The following is a 15,314-nucleotide window of genomic DNA, read 5'->3' as shown; positions in this document are numbered from 1 at the left end:
TTCGCCCCGGCCGTTGTGTCCCAGGTCTGCACGATCAGACCTTTGTCTGCCGCGCCTGACGCACTAGCTTGACGCCATGATCCCACTCTCCATTCTGGACCTGTCGGTCGTCACCACCGGAACCAAACCCGCCGCGGCGCTGCGCAACAGCATCAATCTGGCGCGCCACGCCGACACACTGGGCTATGTCCGCTATTGGCTGGCCGAGCATCACAACCTTTCATCCGTGGCGAGCCCGGCGCCCGATCTGATGATCGGGCAGATCGCCGCGGTGACCAGCCGTATCCATGTCGGCTCCGGCGGCGTGATGCTGCCGAACCATGCCCCGCTGATGGTCGCCGAACGCTTCAAGATGTTGGAGGCGCTGTTTCCAGGAAGGATTGATCTTGGCCTCGGCCGCGCACCCGGCACCGATGGCGCCACCGCCTACGCGCTGCGCAGCCGGCTCGATCGCCGCGAGGGCGATGATTTTCTGGAGCGGCTGCATGAACTGACGTTATGGGAAACCCGGGAGTTTCCGCCAGGCCATCCGTTCAACAATGTGGTGGCGATGCCGGACGACACGCCACTGCCGCCGATCTGGCTGCTCGGCTCCAGCGACTACAGCTCGGAACTCGCCGCACAAGTCGGCATGGGATTCGCGTTCGCGCATCATTTTGCGTCGTATGACGCGGTGGATGCGCTTACGAATTACCGCATCCGGTTCAAACCGTCGCGCTGGCGCAGCAAGCCGCACGGCATACTCGCAGTCGCGGTCGTCGCTGCCGAAACCGATGCCGAAGCCGAGCAACTGGCGACGTCGATGGATCTCAACCGATTGCGCCGCGACCGCGGTCAGTATCTGCCGCTGCCCAGCGTGGAGGAGGCACAGGCCTATCCCTACACCGACGCCGAGCGCGCCTCGATCGCGCGCAATCGCTCCCGGTTGTTCGTCGGCAGCCCGGCCACCGTGATGCAGAAGCTGCAACCGATGATCGCGGCCAGCCAGGCCGATGAGTTGATGATCATCACCGCGGTGTACGATCACGGCGCGCGCAGGAAGTCCTACAGCCTGCTGGCCGATGCGTTCGGGCTGGACAAGAAGGCGGCGGCGTAAGGATACATCGGTTGAACAACGGACGCTCGCCTGACCGCAGGCTAGTGCAAGACGGTTCTTAGTACAAAAGATTTACGATCGAGCAAATTTGAATTCCACGTGATGCTTGGGCTTCGATTGTCATAGAAGAGCTCAACCCTGCCAACGTCTACTGCATCGACCACTTTCGTTGGATCGTATACCACCAAGCTTCGATGCCCGTCCATACGTGCGCTGGGCGCCGAAATTATTGACCAGCCACTTTGCATAGCCTTGTCTTCTACGATTTTTTGCAGTGGATGGCGATCGCAAATCATATCTACTTTTTGGTATCGTCTGTTGATAGACACCGGTATGTCTGTGATTTTCACCTTGAATACGCGATATTCGCGCTTAAAAGCCCCAACCTTTATGCCGTCGAAAGCGTGCATATAATAGGCAGCCTCCGCAAAAACCGTCTCGATCTGGTCTGAGAAATAAAGACAATTTCGCCAGTAGTGATAGCGTCCGATTGTACCAACTTCCGAACCTTCAGCACTAACGCGTCTTCCGGCTCGACGGAATTTCATCATAAGCAAATCGTGAGGCGACGTTGGTTGTACCAACCCGACATGAGCGGCCATCACGATTCTCTTTTGCTCTGCAGAGAAAAGCGGTCGTCTATCGACGATAGAACTTAAGCGGTCGGCGTTGAGTTCAGCTCGAGTTATGTGAAATCCAGCGTCGACACGTTTGCCCGCCATCGTAAGCTCCTAGTATCTTACGATTGCGCGAAGCGTATCAATTTCCGATGTGAGGCCGGAAACAATTAGCGATCGAGGCGTTGCTCCCTGCAATAGAACGTGCGGGGAGTTGAGCCACATCTTCACCTTCTCGAAATCCTCAAAATCGTGTTCTAAGATTAGCAAGAGTTCCCAAACTAAAAATACCTTTTCTTGCCAATCGAGGGTGTCCAGCTCAAATTTCGACGGATCTTCGTACAGCACATTTGTTTTTGGGAGGGCAGAGTGTGACAAACGGAGAAAGCCGCAAATCTCCTCCGACGTTAATTCCAAATCCTGGATGATGCTCAAAAGCACCTTTCCATACGGATAATTAGTCGATGCTTTGGAGACTACGGGCGAACCAGCGGGCGCGGCATTAACGAGGTACATCGCTTCGCGAAACTTGCGAACCCTCTCATCGTGAGAAGAGGCTTTGTCTGCATCGCTGCCGATTTTTGTAAGAAAACCGAGAAAGTGAGGATATAAATCTTTTAGGATTCTCAGCCGCCGAGTAATTCCTTCTTCTGAGAATCCGCTCAGAAGAGCCAAATAAAATCCAGGATTTGTGTTGCCGTGGTTCGCGACCAGCCACTCGGCGATTGCCATTCCAGCATGCTTGCCATGCGGGCCCATCCGGTCTCGGTATTGATTAAAGAAAATTACGTTCGAGTCCCGGGGTTGGGTGAGGACGGTTGCAAATTCAGACATTCTATTGTCGATAAAAAAAACGATCTTGTCGGAAGGAATGCCTAAATCCTGAGCTGTTGTAAAAATCTCAGCGACGGCTTCATCCAACCCGTCTCCAACGCCGATTTCGAGCGTTTCGAATCCGATCTGGCCAGCAATCCGCTTTTCTGTGCGAAGGAGAGACTGGTTATCGTCAATGAAAACTGCAATCCCAACGCTGGCGGGAGTAAGGGACGCCGTCGCTTCTGTCGCCACCTCAAGCCCCTGAAATAATAGTTGTAACTTTTTTTCGCCACAAATTAGGCGGGAAAATTAAGGCAAATTGGTGCCGTGTCAAGCCCTCTCCCTTGCTCGATTTATCGTTTAATTGATTGTAATCGAGTGACAATCCTTGAAAGCCCGCGATCCGCTTTGCATGATAAAGGCCGATCCCGGTCCCGGAAATTCCCAATCTTCTGGCACGTCGACCGCGAAATTGTTTTGAAAACAATTCTCCAATTTCGCCATTTTCCAGCCGAGGGCCCACATTTTCTACGATTATGGCCAAGCTCGACGCTTCGGCGTTGACTCGAATTTCTGGAGGACGGAAACCTGAACGGCCACCCGGAGTATATTTGTGGGCGTTATCAAGCAATTTCGACAGGATCGATACCAGGTTTTCCGTATCGACCTTAACGAAAATCGCTGCCAAGTTCGAGAATGCAAGTCGAGTCTTGGTTCTAAATTTAGGATCGACCGATTTCTTCACCCGATGGAGCAGCGGAATTAGCGCCTTATAATCGGAGGTGACCTTTGCTCGCTCTTCTGCTGTAACTAACACCGGGTCCTGGATTGGTCGAAATAAATCCGCCTGCCCGAATGCGTCCGTAAGTTCGAGTGATTTATTCAGATTTTTCTTTATATCGGAAACCGTGTCTTCAAAGTCTGACTTTTGCTTACGGTCATGGGGGGTCGTAACGTAAGAATCCAAAACATGAGTCAATCGTGTTCGGACGTCGCCGAGCAGCGGCCGAAGTTCATGGCGCATCGATGAAAACTGATTTGCAGTTTCATGGTCTTGCAAATATCTGTTTTTGAGAGATTCCAAAATCAGACTGACTATTTTTTCCTTGGCAAAATGTTGCGTCGGCGGTTGCGATGCGAAAATGATGCAGATTTGAATTCCGGAACGGTCGTACGTGCCAATCGCGTCCAGATTTGAAACCGGAGAAGTTATGTTCCTCAGATGATGAATGATTCTAGTATTAGCCTCATCGTCGTCGATTAGGTCTGAAAGGAATTCTTTGGCTGGTCGTGCATTGGTGAGGAATGAGCCCTGCTGATCTGCAATGTGGGACGTTCTTAAATAGGCGTCGAAGGACTCAATTTCCGACCGTTTATTGCCTGCCGAGATCGTGTTAAATACAAATAACTTTTCGTCATTGGTATAGTCGCGTTGGAGATATATACCGAACTCGCTATTATAAACTGCCTGGAAAAAAGCGGTGGTGGCTTGTGCAAGGTCCATCAACGGCCGATTGCAAAGTTCTCGGGTAAAGAATTCAAGAAAAGCATGAATATATATGCTCTGCATGAGTAGAATATTGCTGCTAAGCCCGGCATTGGGAATTTCGTCTGTAGCCAATTCCAGCACAAATGGCATGTTTTCATGCATCAATATGGAGTAGCCTCTGTTGTGCGTATCCCAATCTGAAATGTTAATTCGAAATAGATGATCGGCACGATTAATACGGCGCCCAAGTGAGTGCCCTCGAATATCATTTGTAAATTGTACTATTTTTTCGGAACCCTCGGCCTGATCACTGAATCTTACAGGAATCGAAAACAAGTGCGCGAGTTCCGCTACTCGCTCTGCGAATGATCGCGAATAGAGAAACATAGAAGACTCCACGCTTCTATCGGTTTGCACAAACTTTATCATGATTTTGCTTAATTTTGTATTGATAGTTTATTAGATTGAAAGATTCTATTTGTGAGCGATTTTTCGACTTGATGGCCTCCTGACACGATCACTCCGCCTCTTCCGCGAACGTCGCGCGGAACGGATGAGCCGGATAAACCCCGACAATCCGAAATTCACGCGAGAAGAACTTCAATTCCTCCAGCGCAAACGCAAGGCTCTTGTCTTCCGGATGGCCATCGACATCCGCGTAAAATTGCGTGGCAAAAAAGTTGCCGTCGACCATGTAGCTTTCCAGCTTGGTCATGTTGACGCCGTTGGTGGCGAAACCGCCCATTGCCTTGTAGAGCGCGGCCGGCAAATTGCGCACCCGGAAAACAAAAGTCGTAACCAGCAGGCCCGAGCCTTGTACCGCCCAGTTTTCCTCGCGCGCGAGCACCACAAAGCGCGTGGTGTTGTGGGTTTCGTCCTCGACGTCCTCGGCCAGGATGTCGAGACCGTAGACGTCGGCGGCGAGGCGCGAGGCGATCGCCGCACACGCCTTGTCGCCGCGCTCGGCGACGATGCGCGCCGAGCCGGCGGTATCGGCCGCGACGATCGGCTTGATGCCGAGCTTGCGGATGACGCGGCGGCATTGGCCAAGCGCATGAACGTGGCTCTCGACCGTTTTGATATCGCCAAGTTTGGCGCCACGCGGCGCCATCAGCTGATGCCGGATCGGCAAAAACCATTCGCCGACGATGAACAGGCCGGAGGCCGGTAACAGGTGATGAATGTCGGCGACACGGCCGGCGACCGAATTTTCGATCGGGATCATGCCGAGTTCGGCCTCTCCGGAAGAGATCGCCGCCAGCGCATCCTCGAAGGTCGCGCAGGGGTGCGGCTCGGCATCCGGATAGGCCTCGACGATGGCGAGATGCGAATTGGCCCCAGGCTCGCCCTGGAATGCAATTTTCATGGTTTTTGTCATGGCGCCTTGTATCAGCCGCTCAGCCTTTCGCCAGTATCTGACGCGTGGTTTCCAGGTCCTCGATGGTATCGACGCCGCGCGGTACCGTGTCGACGATGGTGACGTCGATCCGCATGCCAGCTTCGATCGCGCGGAGCTGCTCGAGCTTTTCCTGCCGCTCCAGCGCGGAAGGGGGCAGGGCGACAAAACGCTCCAGCGCGGCGCGGCGATAGGCATAGAGGCCGACATGGTGATAGCGCGGCCCGTCGCCCCAGGGGGCGGTGGCGCGGGTGAAATACAGCGCGCGCAGCCGCCGCTCGCTTAACCGCGAGCCGATCAACTTCACCACATTGGGGTTGCTGCTTTCCTCGTCGGTGTGGATTTCCGCCGCCAGCGTGGCGATATCGACCTTAGGATCGCTGAGCGGACCGAGCACGTCGCGGATATTGTCGGGCCCGATGGTCGGAAAATCGCCTTGCAGGTTGATGACGATTTCGGTTTGCCCCGCTGGATCGAGCTTGCCGAGCGCCTCGTAAATCCGGTCCGACCCGGAGGGGTGATCGGCCGAGGTCATCACCGCCTCGCCGCCGTGGGATTTTACCGCCGCGGCGATTTCCGGCGTGTCGGTGGCGACGGCGACCCGGCCGATATTGGCGGCCTCCGCCCGGCGCAGGACATGGACGATCATCGGCAGACCGGCGATATCCAGCAGCGGTTTGCCGGGCAGGCGGGTGGCGGCCATGCGGGCGGGAATCAGCACCAGAGTGCGGCTGTCGGTCATTGGGATTGGGGGCTTCGAACCCAGCTGAAACGCTCGGGAATTGATGGGGATTGGCCGAAAGTTCGGGCGTTTATACGGGTTGCCAGAGCGCGGGCAAACCGATATCTCATCGCTGCTGAAGGTGCAGTGCGAAAGCCTGATTCCTGCCGCTTATCCTTTACCTGTTCTTGGCCGTTCAGCCGGCCGCAATGTCGAAATTCCGGCCCGGAGCCTGATCGAAAATGGACTCCTTCGAACTCAATAAAATCCTTGGCGCCGTTCTGGCTAGCTGCCTCGTTCTGCTGGTGTCGAGCTTCGCGGCGAACGCGATTTTCGCGCCGGTCAAGCCGGCAAAGCCGGGCTATGACATCGCGGTAAAGGAAGATGTAGGCGCTGGCGGAGCCAAGGAAGCCGCCGCACCTTCCGAGCCGATCGAAAAACTGCTGCAGACCGCTTCGGTCGAGAAGGGTGCGGGCGCGGCGAAAAAGTGCGCGGCCTGCCATACCTTCGAGAAGGGCGGCCCCAACCGCGTCGGCCCCAATCTTTATGGCATCGTCAATGAACCGAAAGGCCAGGGACGCGGGTTTAATTTCTCCGCCGCCATGAAGGGCAAGGGCGGCAGCTGGACCTTCGACGATTTGAACAAATTCATCGCCAATCCAAAGGGTTTCGTCCCCGGCACGGCGATGGGCTTCGCCGGCATCCAGAAGGACAGCGAGCGCGCCGACGTCATCGCCTACCTCGCGACGCTGGCCGAGAAGCCGGTTCCGCTGCCGACGGCGGCGAAATAGCGGCGTTCGCCCGCCGATGAATTTTTCGTCACCTGCGGCCAGGCCTTGCCTGGCCGTTTTCGCGTGCGGTAACCCGGCGCGTCATATGCGCGTTATCGGGACGTTTCGCCGCACCGGTATCCGTTGCCGGCTGCTATCATGGGCAAAAAGCAACATGATCGGTCGAAAGCTTGCCTTATATTGCGTCTCTAGTTGAGGTTTGACAGCTACAGGACTCCTTCAATTGGCAATTACCCGACGACGTCTTCTGCAGAGCGGCGCTTTCGCCGCGGTCGCCCCGACCCTTGGGATCGCAGCCGGAATTCCTGCCATCGACCCAGCCCGCGCGCAGTCCGCTGCGGGCGAGCCGGTGTGGCGGCATGGTTTGTCGATGTTCGGCGAGATCAAATATCCGGCGGACTTCAAGCGTTTCGATTACGTCAATCCGGATGCGCCCAAGGCTGGCGTCGCCCGCATGATAACGATCGGAACCTTCGATAATTTCAATCTGGCGGTGTCCGGCGTGAAGGGCTCGCTCGCACCGGCGATCGGACTGATCTACGAAACCCTGATCAGCAGCGCGCAGGACGAGGCCCTTACCTATTATGGATTGCTCGCGGAAGCGGCCGCCTATCCCGACGATTTTTCGTGGGCCAAGTATCGGCTGCGCAAGGAGGCGCGCTGGCACGACGGCAAGCCGGTGACCCCGGAGGACGTGATCTTCTCGTTCAACACGCTGAAGAGACTTTCGCCGATGTACGCCTCTTATTACAAGCACGTCGTCAAGGTGGAGAAGACCGGCGAGCGCGAGATTACCTTCACATTCGACTCGCCGGGAAACCGCGAATTGCCGATGATCGTCGGCGAGATCACGGTGCTGCCGAAGCATTGGTGGGAGGGCAGCGACAGCGAAGGCCGCAAGCGCGACGTTTCGGCGACCACGCTGGAGAAGCCGCTGGGCTCCGGCCCTTACCGCATCAAGGAATTTGTCGCAGGCCGGTCAGTGGCCGTCGAGCGGGTCAAGGATTACTGGGGCGAGAAGCTGCCGCTGCGGATCGGCACCAATAATTTCGACGAAATTCGCTACGAATTCTTCCGTGACAATCTTGTTGCGCTGGAGGCTTTCAAGGCCGACCAGGCCGACTGGATCGCGGAGAACTCGGCGAAGCAGTGGGCGACGGCGTATGATTTTCCGGCGGTCGTTGAAAAGCGCGTCGTCAAGGAGGAATTCCCGGTCAACAGCACCGGCCGGATGCAGGGCTTTGTCTTCAACCTGCGCCGCGATCTGTTCAAGGACGTACGGCTGCGCCGCGCCTTTAATTATGTCTTCGATTTCGAGGAGATGAACAAGCAGCTGTTCTACAATCAGTACCGGCGCAACAACAGCTACTTCGACGGTCTTGAGTTGGCGGCTTCAGGCCTGCCCGAAGGCGAAGAGCTGCGGATTCTCGAAACCGTGCGCGGCAAGGTGCCGGCCGAACTGTTCACCACGCCTTATGTCAATCCGGTGAATGGCAACCCGGAAGCCGTCCGCAACAATCTGCGCGAGGCGACGCGCCTGTTGAAGGAGGCCGGCTTCGAGGTCAGGGATCGCAAGCTGGTCGATGCGTCGGGCAAACCGGTCAATGTCGAGTTTCTGATCGAGAGCCCTTCGATGGAGCGCCTGGTTCTGTTCTACAAAACGGCATTGGAGCGTATCGGCGTCACGGTGTCGGTCCGCACGGTCGACGACGCGCAATATGAAAACCGCCTGCGCTCGTTCGATTTCGATTTGACCTCGAAGGTGTGGGCCCAGTCGCTTTCGCCCGGCAACGAGCAGCGCGAGTTCTGGGGATCGCAGGCGGCGAACCGCCCGGGATCCCAGAACCTCTGCGGCATCCAGAATCCGGCCGTCGACGCCATGATCGAGCAGGTGATCTTCGCCAAGGACCGCGCCACGCAGATCGCCGCGAGCAAGGCGCTCGATCGCGTGCTGCTGTGGAATTTCTACGTGGTGCCGCACTATATTTCCAGCACGCTGCGTTACGCCCGATGGGACCGTTTCAGTCGCGCCGAACCTCTGCCGAAATATGGGATATCCGGTTTCCCCGCGCAGTGGTGGTATGACGCCGACAAGGCGGCCCGGATCGGCAAGCGATCTTGAGGACATTTTCGCGCATGGCGCTTCCTTCTCGCCGGCATGTGCTGGGTCTCGGCATCGGCGCCGCCGGCGCGGCGTGGCTTCGTCCGGCGATGGCGGTCGATTCCAGCGCCGAGGTGCACGGTCTTTCGGTGTTCGGCGATCTGAAATATCCGCCGGACTTTCGTCACTTCGACTACGTCAATTTGTCTGCGCCGAAGGGAGGCCTGTTTTCGACGATTCCCTCGGTGCGAACCAACAACCAGTCCTATCAGACCTTCAATTCGCTTAACGCCTTCATCCTGAAAGGTGAGGGCGCGCAAGGCATGGATCTTACATTCGTCACTCTGATGGCACGTGCTGCGGACGAGCCGGACGCCGTCTACGGCTTCGCGGCGAAGTCGGTGCAAATTTCGCCTGACAAACTGGTCTATCGATTCACATTGCGGCCCGAGGCCAAATTTCACGACGGCACAAAACTCACCGCGCATGATGCCGCCTTCTCGCTTACGACGCTTAAGGCCAAGGGCCATCCCCTGATCCTGCAGCAGATGCGCGATATGGTGAAGGCCGAGACAGAGGACGATGCGACGCTTGTCGTCACCTTCGCTGAAAAACGCGCGCGTGACGTGCCCCTCTATATCGCCAGCCTGCCGATTTTCTCGAAAATCTACTACGCAGCGCGGCCGTTCGACGAATCGACGCTGGATATTCCGCTCGGCAGCGGAGCGTACAGGGTCGGAAAATTCGAGGTCAACCGCTACATCGAATTCGAGCGCGTCAAGGATTGGTGGGGCGCCGATCTTCCGGTCTCGCGCGGTCTTTATAATTTCGACACGGTGCGTTACGAATTCTATCGCGACCGCGACGTGGCGTTCGAAGGGTTCACGGCGAAGAACTATCTATTTCGCGAGGAATTTACCGCGCGGGTGTGGGCCACGCGCTACGATTTCCCCGCCGTCAAGGACGGCCGGATCAAGCGCGAGATATTACCGGACGAAACCCCGTCGGGCGCGCAGGGATGGTTCATCAACACTCGCCGCGAGAAATTTCAGGACCCGCGGGTGCGCGAGGCACTGACCTACGCCTTCGATTTCGAATGGACCAACAAGACCATCATGTACGGCGCTTACGCGCGTACGGTTTCGCCATTTCAGAATTCAGACATGTTGGCTAGCGGCCCGCCATCGCCCGAAGAACTGAAGCTGCTGGAGCCGTTTCGCGGGCAGGTGCCCGATGAGGTGTTTGGAGCGCCGTTCGTTCCGCCGGTGACCGACGGCTCCGGGCAAGATCGCACGCTGTTGCGCAAGGCTTCGCAACTGCTGCTCGACGCAGGTCTGGTCATCAAGGATGGTAAGCGGCTGCTGCCGAACGGCGAGGTCTTCAGGATCGAGTTTCTCGCAGACGAGCCGTCGATCCAGCCACATGACGCGCCTTACATCAAGAATCTCGGTACGCTCGGAATCGAAGCCAGCTTGCGCATGGTCGATCCCGTGCAATACCGCGCCCGGCTGGAAGATTTCGATTTCGACATGACCATCCAGCGCTTCAGCATGTCGGCGACCCCCGGCGACGGCATGCGGCCGTTCTTCTCGTCGCAGGCGGCAAAGACGAAAGGCTCGTATAATCTCGCCGGAATTGCCAATCCGGCGATCGACGCGCTGATCGAAAACATCCTTGCTGCCGACAGTCGCGCCGATCTGACCACAGCATGCCGCGCCTTCGATCGCGTGTTCCGCGCCGGACGCTACTGGGTGCCGCAATGGTATCGCACCAGTCATCCGGTCGCCTATTGGGACGTGTTCGATCACCCGGCGAAGCTGCCGCGCTATCTCGGCGGCGTCGGGGCGATCGAAATGTGGTGGTCCGATCCTGACAAGGCGGCCAGGCTCGAGCAGACGAAATAGCCGATGAGCGCATATATAGCCCGCCGCATTTTCCTGATGATCCCCACATTGCTGGGGATTTTGTTCGTATCTTTCATCGTCGTGCAGTTCGCGCCGGGGGGCCCGGTCGAGCGCGTGATCGCGCAACTGAGCGGTGCCGATACCGGGGGCAGTTCGCGGATTTCGGGTTCATCCGGCGGCGACTTTGGCGCGCGGACTCAAATGGGTGCCTCAGGAGACGCGGTCAATTCAAAATATCGCGGCGCGCAGGGCCTCGATCCGGATTTCGTCAAGAGTCTTGAAAAGCAGTTCGGCTTCGACAAACCGGCGCCGGAACGCTTTGCCCTGATGCTGTGGAATTTCTCGCGGTTCGATTTCGGCAAGAGCTATTTTCGCGATACTACCGTGCTGCAGCTGATCAAGGAGAAGCTGCCGGTCTCGATGTCGCTCGGCATCTGGATGACGCTGCTGACCTATCTGATCTCGATTCCGCTCGGCATCCGCAAGGCCGTGATGGACGGCTCAAAGTTCGATACCTGGACCTCGGCGGTGATCATCATAGGCTTTGCCATTCCCGGATTCCTGTTCGCGATCCTGCTGATCATCCTGTTTGCCGGCGGCTCGTTCCTCAGCGTGTTTCCGCTGCGGGGATTGACCTCCGACGGCTGGGACCAGTTTCCGTGGTACTGGAAAATCCTGGATTACTTCTGGCATATCACGCTGCCGCTGATCGCGATGGCGCTCGGCGCCTTCGCTACCATGACGCTGCTGACCAAGAATTCGTTTCTCGACGAGATTCGCAAGCAGTACGTCATGACCGCGCGCGCCAAGGGTTGCAGCGAACGGCAGGTGCTCTACAATCACATCTTCCGCAACGCCATGCTGATCGTGATCGCCGGCTTTCCCGGCGCGTTCGTTCACGCGTTCTTTTCGGGTTCGCTGCTGATCGAAACCATCTTTTCGCTGGACGGCCTGGGGCTGCTCGGCTTCGAGAGCGTGCTCAACCGCGACTATCCGGTGGTGTTCGGGACGCTGTTCATCTTTTCGCTGGTCGGTCTCGTGATCAACTTGATCTCCGATCTGGCTTACATGTGGATCGATCCGCGGATCGATTTCGAGGCGCGGGAAGTCTGATGACCATCGTCGCGCCGCCGCCGGTCGAGACTACGACGCTGTCGCCGCTCGGCGAGGCAGTGCCGCCGTCGCGCCATCCGCTCGGCCTGTCGCCGCTCAACCGCCGCCGCTGGCAGAATTTCAAATCGAACCGCCGCGGCTACTGGTCGTTCTGGATTTTCCTGACCCTGTTCGTGATCTCGCTGTTCGCCGAACTGATCGCCAATGATCGCCCGTTCTTCGTCAAGTTCGATGGGCATTGGTACTGGCCGGCCTTCGTCAGCTATTCGGAAACCACTTTCGGCGGTGACTTCGAGACCGCCGCCGACTATCGCGATCCTTTTTTGCAGAAGCTGATCAAGGACAAGGGCGGCACCGTGATCTGGCCGCTGATCCGCTATTCCTACGATACGCACAATCTCGATCTGCCGACGCCTGCGCCGTCGAAGCCGACCTGGATGCTGACGGAAGCGCAGTGCAAGGAGGTGGTAGAGCGCAAGGGCTTCAAGAGCTGCCGCGACCTCGAATACAACTGGCTCGGCACCGACGACCAGGGCCGCGACGTGGTCGCCCGCCTGATCTACGGTTTTCGAATTTCGGTACTGTTCGGCCTCGCTTTGACGCTCATTTCGTCGGTGATCGGCGTCACCGCGGGCGGCGTGCAGGGCTATTTTGGCGGCTGGGTCGATCTCGGCTTCCAGCGCTTTATTGAAATCTGGAGTTCGATCCCGTCATTGTACCTGCTGTTGATCCTGTCGTCGGTGCTGGTGCCCGGCTTCTTCGTGCTGCTCGGCATCCTCTTGCTGTTCTCATGGGTGTCGCTGGTGGGCCTCGTCCGCGCCGAATTCCTGCGCGGGCGGAATTTCGAATACATCCAGGCAGCCCGCGCGCTCGGCGTCTCCAACCCGGTCATCATGTTCCGGCACCTGCTGCCCAACGCAATGGTGGCGACCATGACGTTCCTGCCGTTCATCGTCTCGTCCTCGGTGATGACGCTGACCGCGCTGGATTTCCTCGGTTTTGGGCTGCCGCCGGGCTCGCCGTCGTTGGGAGAGTTGCTATCGCAGGGCAAGGCCAACGTGCAGGCGCCGTGGCTCGGCTTCACCGGCTTCTTCGCGGTGGCCATTATGCTGTCGCTGCTGATCTTCATCGGCGAAGCCGTCCGCGATGCCTTCGATCCGCGCAAGACGTTCAGGTAGAGATGTGGTAATTTGCCCAGGAGGAGCCGACCCATGAATAAGATCGTAAGGCACTATCCCGTCGACCGGCTTCCGGCCGATCTGCGCGCGGATCTGCCGGAGCATGGCCTGGTGAAAATAGAATTTGAACCGGAGACGGAGGCACCACGGAAACGCCCAATCGCGCATCTCGTGGGTAGCGGGCAAAATCTTTACGGCAGCGACCAGGACGTCCTCGACTACATCGCTGAGCTTCGGGAGGATCGATGAATTGGGATCGCTTCGCTGGCGAAGCGATTTACCTGGACACCAATATCGTGATTTTTGCGATCGAACCTCGCGAACCATGGTTTAAGGTGCTGCTAGCTTTGTTCGAAGCATTTGATCGGGGATCAATTCGGGCGATCACGTCCGAACTAACTATCGCCGAAGCACTAGCGCAGCCGATTGCCGTCGGCAACGAGGATCTGATTTCAAAGTACCGCGAGTTATTTGCATCCGACAGCAGCGTAGAAACCGTTCCTATCGATCGTGCAACACTGATGCGGGCTGCGGAAATTCGCGGCAGGCTCAAGCTAAAGCTGGTGGATGCGATTCACATCGCGACCGCGCGGCTGGCTAGCTGTGACCATTTCCTGACGCAAGACGCGCGTCTCCGGCGCGCTTTGGCGGATGAGCTGCACTGGCTTCAACTTTCCGGGGAGCCCTGATGGACGCAATCAACCAGCCTCTGCTCGACGTCCGCGATCTGTCGGTGGCGTTTCACCAGCCCAGCGGCACGTCGCTCGCGGTCGATCGTATCTCGTTCGAGATCAAGCGCGGCGAGTGCGTGGCGCTGGTCGGCGAATCCGGCTCCGGAAAATCCGTCAGCGCGCTGTCGATCCTGAAGCTCTTGCCCTATCCCACTGCATCGCATCCCTCCGGCGCCATCCGTTTCAAGGGCCGCGAATTGCTTAACTTGTCGGAGCGCGAAATCCGCGGCATCCGCGGCAACGACATTTCGATCATCTTCCAGGAGCCGATGACCTCGCTCAATCCATTGCACACCATCGAAGCGCAGATCGGCGAGATTCTGCAACTGCACAGCGGCATTCGCGGCTCGATGGCGCGGGCACGCACGCTGGAACTACTCACGCAAGTCGGCATTCCAGATCCGGAAACGCGGCTCGCCAGCTATCCGCATCAATTGTCCGGCGGCCAGCGCCAGCGCGTGATGATCGCGATGGCGCTTGCCAACGAACCCGATTTGCTGATTGCGGACGAGCCGACCACGGCGCTTGATGTCACCGTGCAGGCGCAAATCCTGGCGCTGCTTGCGGACATCCGCGCGCGGCTCGGCATGAGCCTGCTGTTCATCACCCATGATCTTGGCATCGTCCGCCGCATCGCCGATGTCGTCTGTGTCATGAACAATGGCAAGATCGTCGAGCAGGGGCCGGTCGAGCAGGTTTTTACCGCGCCGAAGCATCCCTACACCAAGGCTTTGCTGGCTGCCGAGCCGAAACCCGATCCGGCGCCGCCACGGCCGGATTCACCGGTGGTGATGTCGACCGACGACCTGAAGGTCTGGTTTCCGGTCAAGCGCGGGTTGTTGCGCCGGACGGTCGGGCACATCAAGGCGGTCGACGGCGTCAGCCTGTCGGTGCGGCAGGGCGAGACCCTGGGCGTGGTCGGCGAATCCGGTTCCGGCAAGACCACGCTGGGGCTGGCGCTGCTGCGGCTGATTTCGTCCAACGGGCCGATCGTGTTTCTCGGCAAGGACATTCAGGGCCTGCGCTTCAAGGCGATGCGGCCGTTCCGCCGCGACATGCAGATCGTGTTCCAGGATCCATTCGGCGCGCTCAGCCCGCGCATGTCGGTCGGCGATATCGTCGCCGAGGGTCTTTCCGTGCATCAGCCCGGGCTGTCGCACGAAGACCGCGAGGCGCGCGTGATCAAGGCGCTCAACGATGTCGGCATGGACCCGGCCACGCGGTTCCGCTATCCGCATGAATTCTCCGGCGGCCAGCGCCAGCGCATCTCCATCGCGCGCGCGGCGGTGCTGGAGCCGAATTTCGTGGTGCTCGACGAGCCTACATCCGCGCTCGACATGCTGTTCCAGGCGCAGATGGTC

General features: G+C 58.1%; 14 protein-coding genes. 9 read left to right on the top strand and 5 right to left on the bottom strand.

Annotated features, from left to right (window positions below):
• Positions 1-76 precede the first annotated feature (76 nt).
• Entirely contained in the window at positions 77-1,096 is a 1,020-nt protein-coding gene (locus VGP39_RS26285; RefSeq protein WP_327571014.1) for an LLM class flavin-dependent oxidoreductase, read from the top strand.
• 41 nt (positions 1,097-1,137) lie between these two features.
• Here the strand turns inward: VGP39_RS26285 and VGP39_RS26280 are convergent, their stop codons facing one another.
• The 5 genes from VGP39_RS26280 to VGP39_RS26260 form a co-directional block, all read right to left on the bottom strand.
• The gene (locus VGP39_RS26280) at positions 1,138-1,818 is read right to left on the bottom strand and encodes an RES domain-containing protein (RefSeq protein WP_327571013.1); all 681 of its coding nucleotides are present in this window, start codon (positions 1,816-1,818) and stop codon (positions 1,138-1,140) included.
• A gap of 9 nt (positions 1,819-1,827) precedes the next feature.
• On the bottom strand, positions 1,828-2,781 hold the full coding sequence (locus VGP39_RS26275; RefSeq protein ID WP_327571012.1) for a hypothetical protein: 954 nt from the start codon (positions 2,779-2,781) through the stop codon (positions 1,828-1,830).
• A 1-nt stretch (position 2,782) separates the two neighbouring features.
• Positions 2,783-4,405 carry a sensor histidine kinase gene (locus tag VGP39_RS26270; protein ID WP_327571011.1) on the bottom strand — a complete coding sequence of 541 codons (1,623 nt, stop codon included), beginning with the start codon at positions 4,403-4,405 and terminating at the stop codon, positions 2,783-2,785.
• A gap of 130 nt (positions 4,406-4,535) precedes the next feature.
• Entirely contained in the window at positions 4,536-5,396 is an 861-nt protein-coding gene (locus tag VGP39_RS26265) for a prephenate dehydratase (protein WP_327571010.1), read from the bottom strand.
• A 19-nt stretch (positions 5,397-5,415) separates the two neighbouring features.
• Positions 5,416-6,156 (bottom strand): 3-deoxy-manno-octulosonate cytidylyltransferase, encoded by a 741-nt coding sequence (locus VGP39_RS26260; protein ID WP_327571009.1) that lies wholly within the window; start codon positions 6,154-6,156, stop codon positions 5,416-5,418.
• A 221-nt stretch (positions 6,157-6,377) separates the two neighbouring features.
• On the opposite strand from VGP39_RS26260, the gene VGP39_RS26255 reads away from it, so the two are divergent.
• The 8 genes from VGP39_RS26255 to VGP39_RS26220 form a co-directional block, all read left to right on the top strand.
• Complete coding sequence (locus VGP39_RS26255) at positions 6,378-6,926, top strand: cytochrome c family protein (protein ID WP_327571008.1); 549 nt, start codon at positions 6,378-6,380, stop codon at positions 6,924-6,926.
• Positions 6,927-7,149: 223 nt separating this feature from the next.
• Entirely contained in the window at positions 7,150-9,048 is a 1,899-nt protein-coding gene (locus VGP39_RS26250; protein WP_327571007.1) for an extracellular solute-binding protein, read from the top strand.
• A 14-nt stretch (positions 9,049-9,062) separates the two neighbouring features.
• Positions 9,063-10,931 carry an extracellular solute-binding protein gene (locus VGP39_RS26245; protein WP_327571006.1) on the top strand — a complete coding sequence of 623 codons (1,869 nt, stop codon included), beginning with the start codon at positions 9,063-9,065 and terminating at the stop codon, positions 10,929-10,931.
• 3 nt (positions 10,932-10,934) lie between these two features.
• Positions 10,935-12,044 carry a microcin C ABC transporter permease YejB gene (locus tag VGP39_RS26240; RefSeq protein ID WP_327571005.1) on the top strand — a complete coding sequence of 370 codons (1,110 nt, stop codon included), beginning with the start codon at positions 10,935-10,937 and terminating at the stop codon, positions 12,042-12,044.
• The gene (locus VGP39_RS26235) at positions 12,044-13,222 is read left to right on the top strand and encodes an ABC transporter permease (RefSeq protein WP_327571004.1); all 1,179 of its coding nucleotides are present in this window, start codon (positions 12,044-12,046) and stop codon (positions 13,220-13,222) included. The genes VGP39_RS26240 and VGP39_RS26235 overlap by 1 nt, the downstream gene beginning before the upstream one ends.
• Before the next feature lie 33 nt (positions 13,223-13,255).
• A complete protein-coding gene (locus VGP39_RS26230; protein WP_327571003.1) occupies positions 13,256-13,471 on the top strand; it encodes a hypothetical protein in 216 nt (71 codons plus the stop codon).
• Complete coding sequence (locus tag VGP39_RS26225; RefSeq protein ID WP_327571002.1) at positions 13,468-13,911, top strand: PIN domain-containing protein; 444 nt, start codon at positions 13,468-13,470, stop codon at positions 13,909-13,911. The genes VGP39_RS26230 and VGP39_RS26225 overlap by 4 nt, the downstream gene beginning before the upstream one ends.
• On the top strand, positions 13,911-15,314 hold a 1,404-nt coding region (locus VGP39_RS26220; protein ID WP_327571001.1), incomplete at its 3' end, for a dipeptide ABC transporter ATP-binding protein. The genes VGP39_RS26225 and VGP39_RS26220, both read left to right, overlap by 1 nt.

The organism is Bradyrhizobium sp. (assembly GCF_036009065.1).
Classification (GTDB): Bacteria; Pseudomonadota; Alphaproteobacteria; order Rhizobiales; family Xanthobacteraceae; genus Bradyrhizobium.
This window is presented reverse-complemented; position numbering and strand designations above follow the sequence as displayed.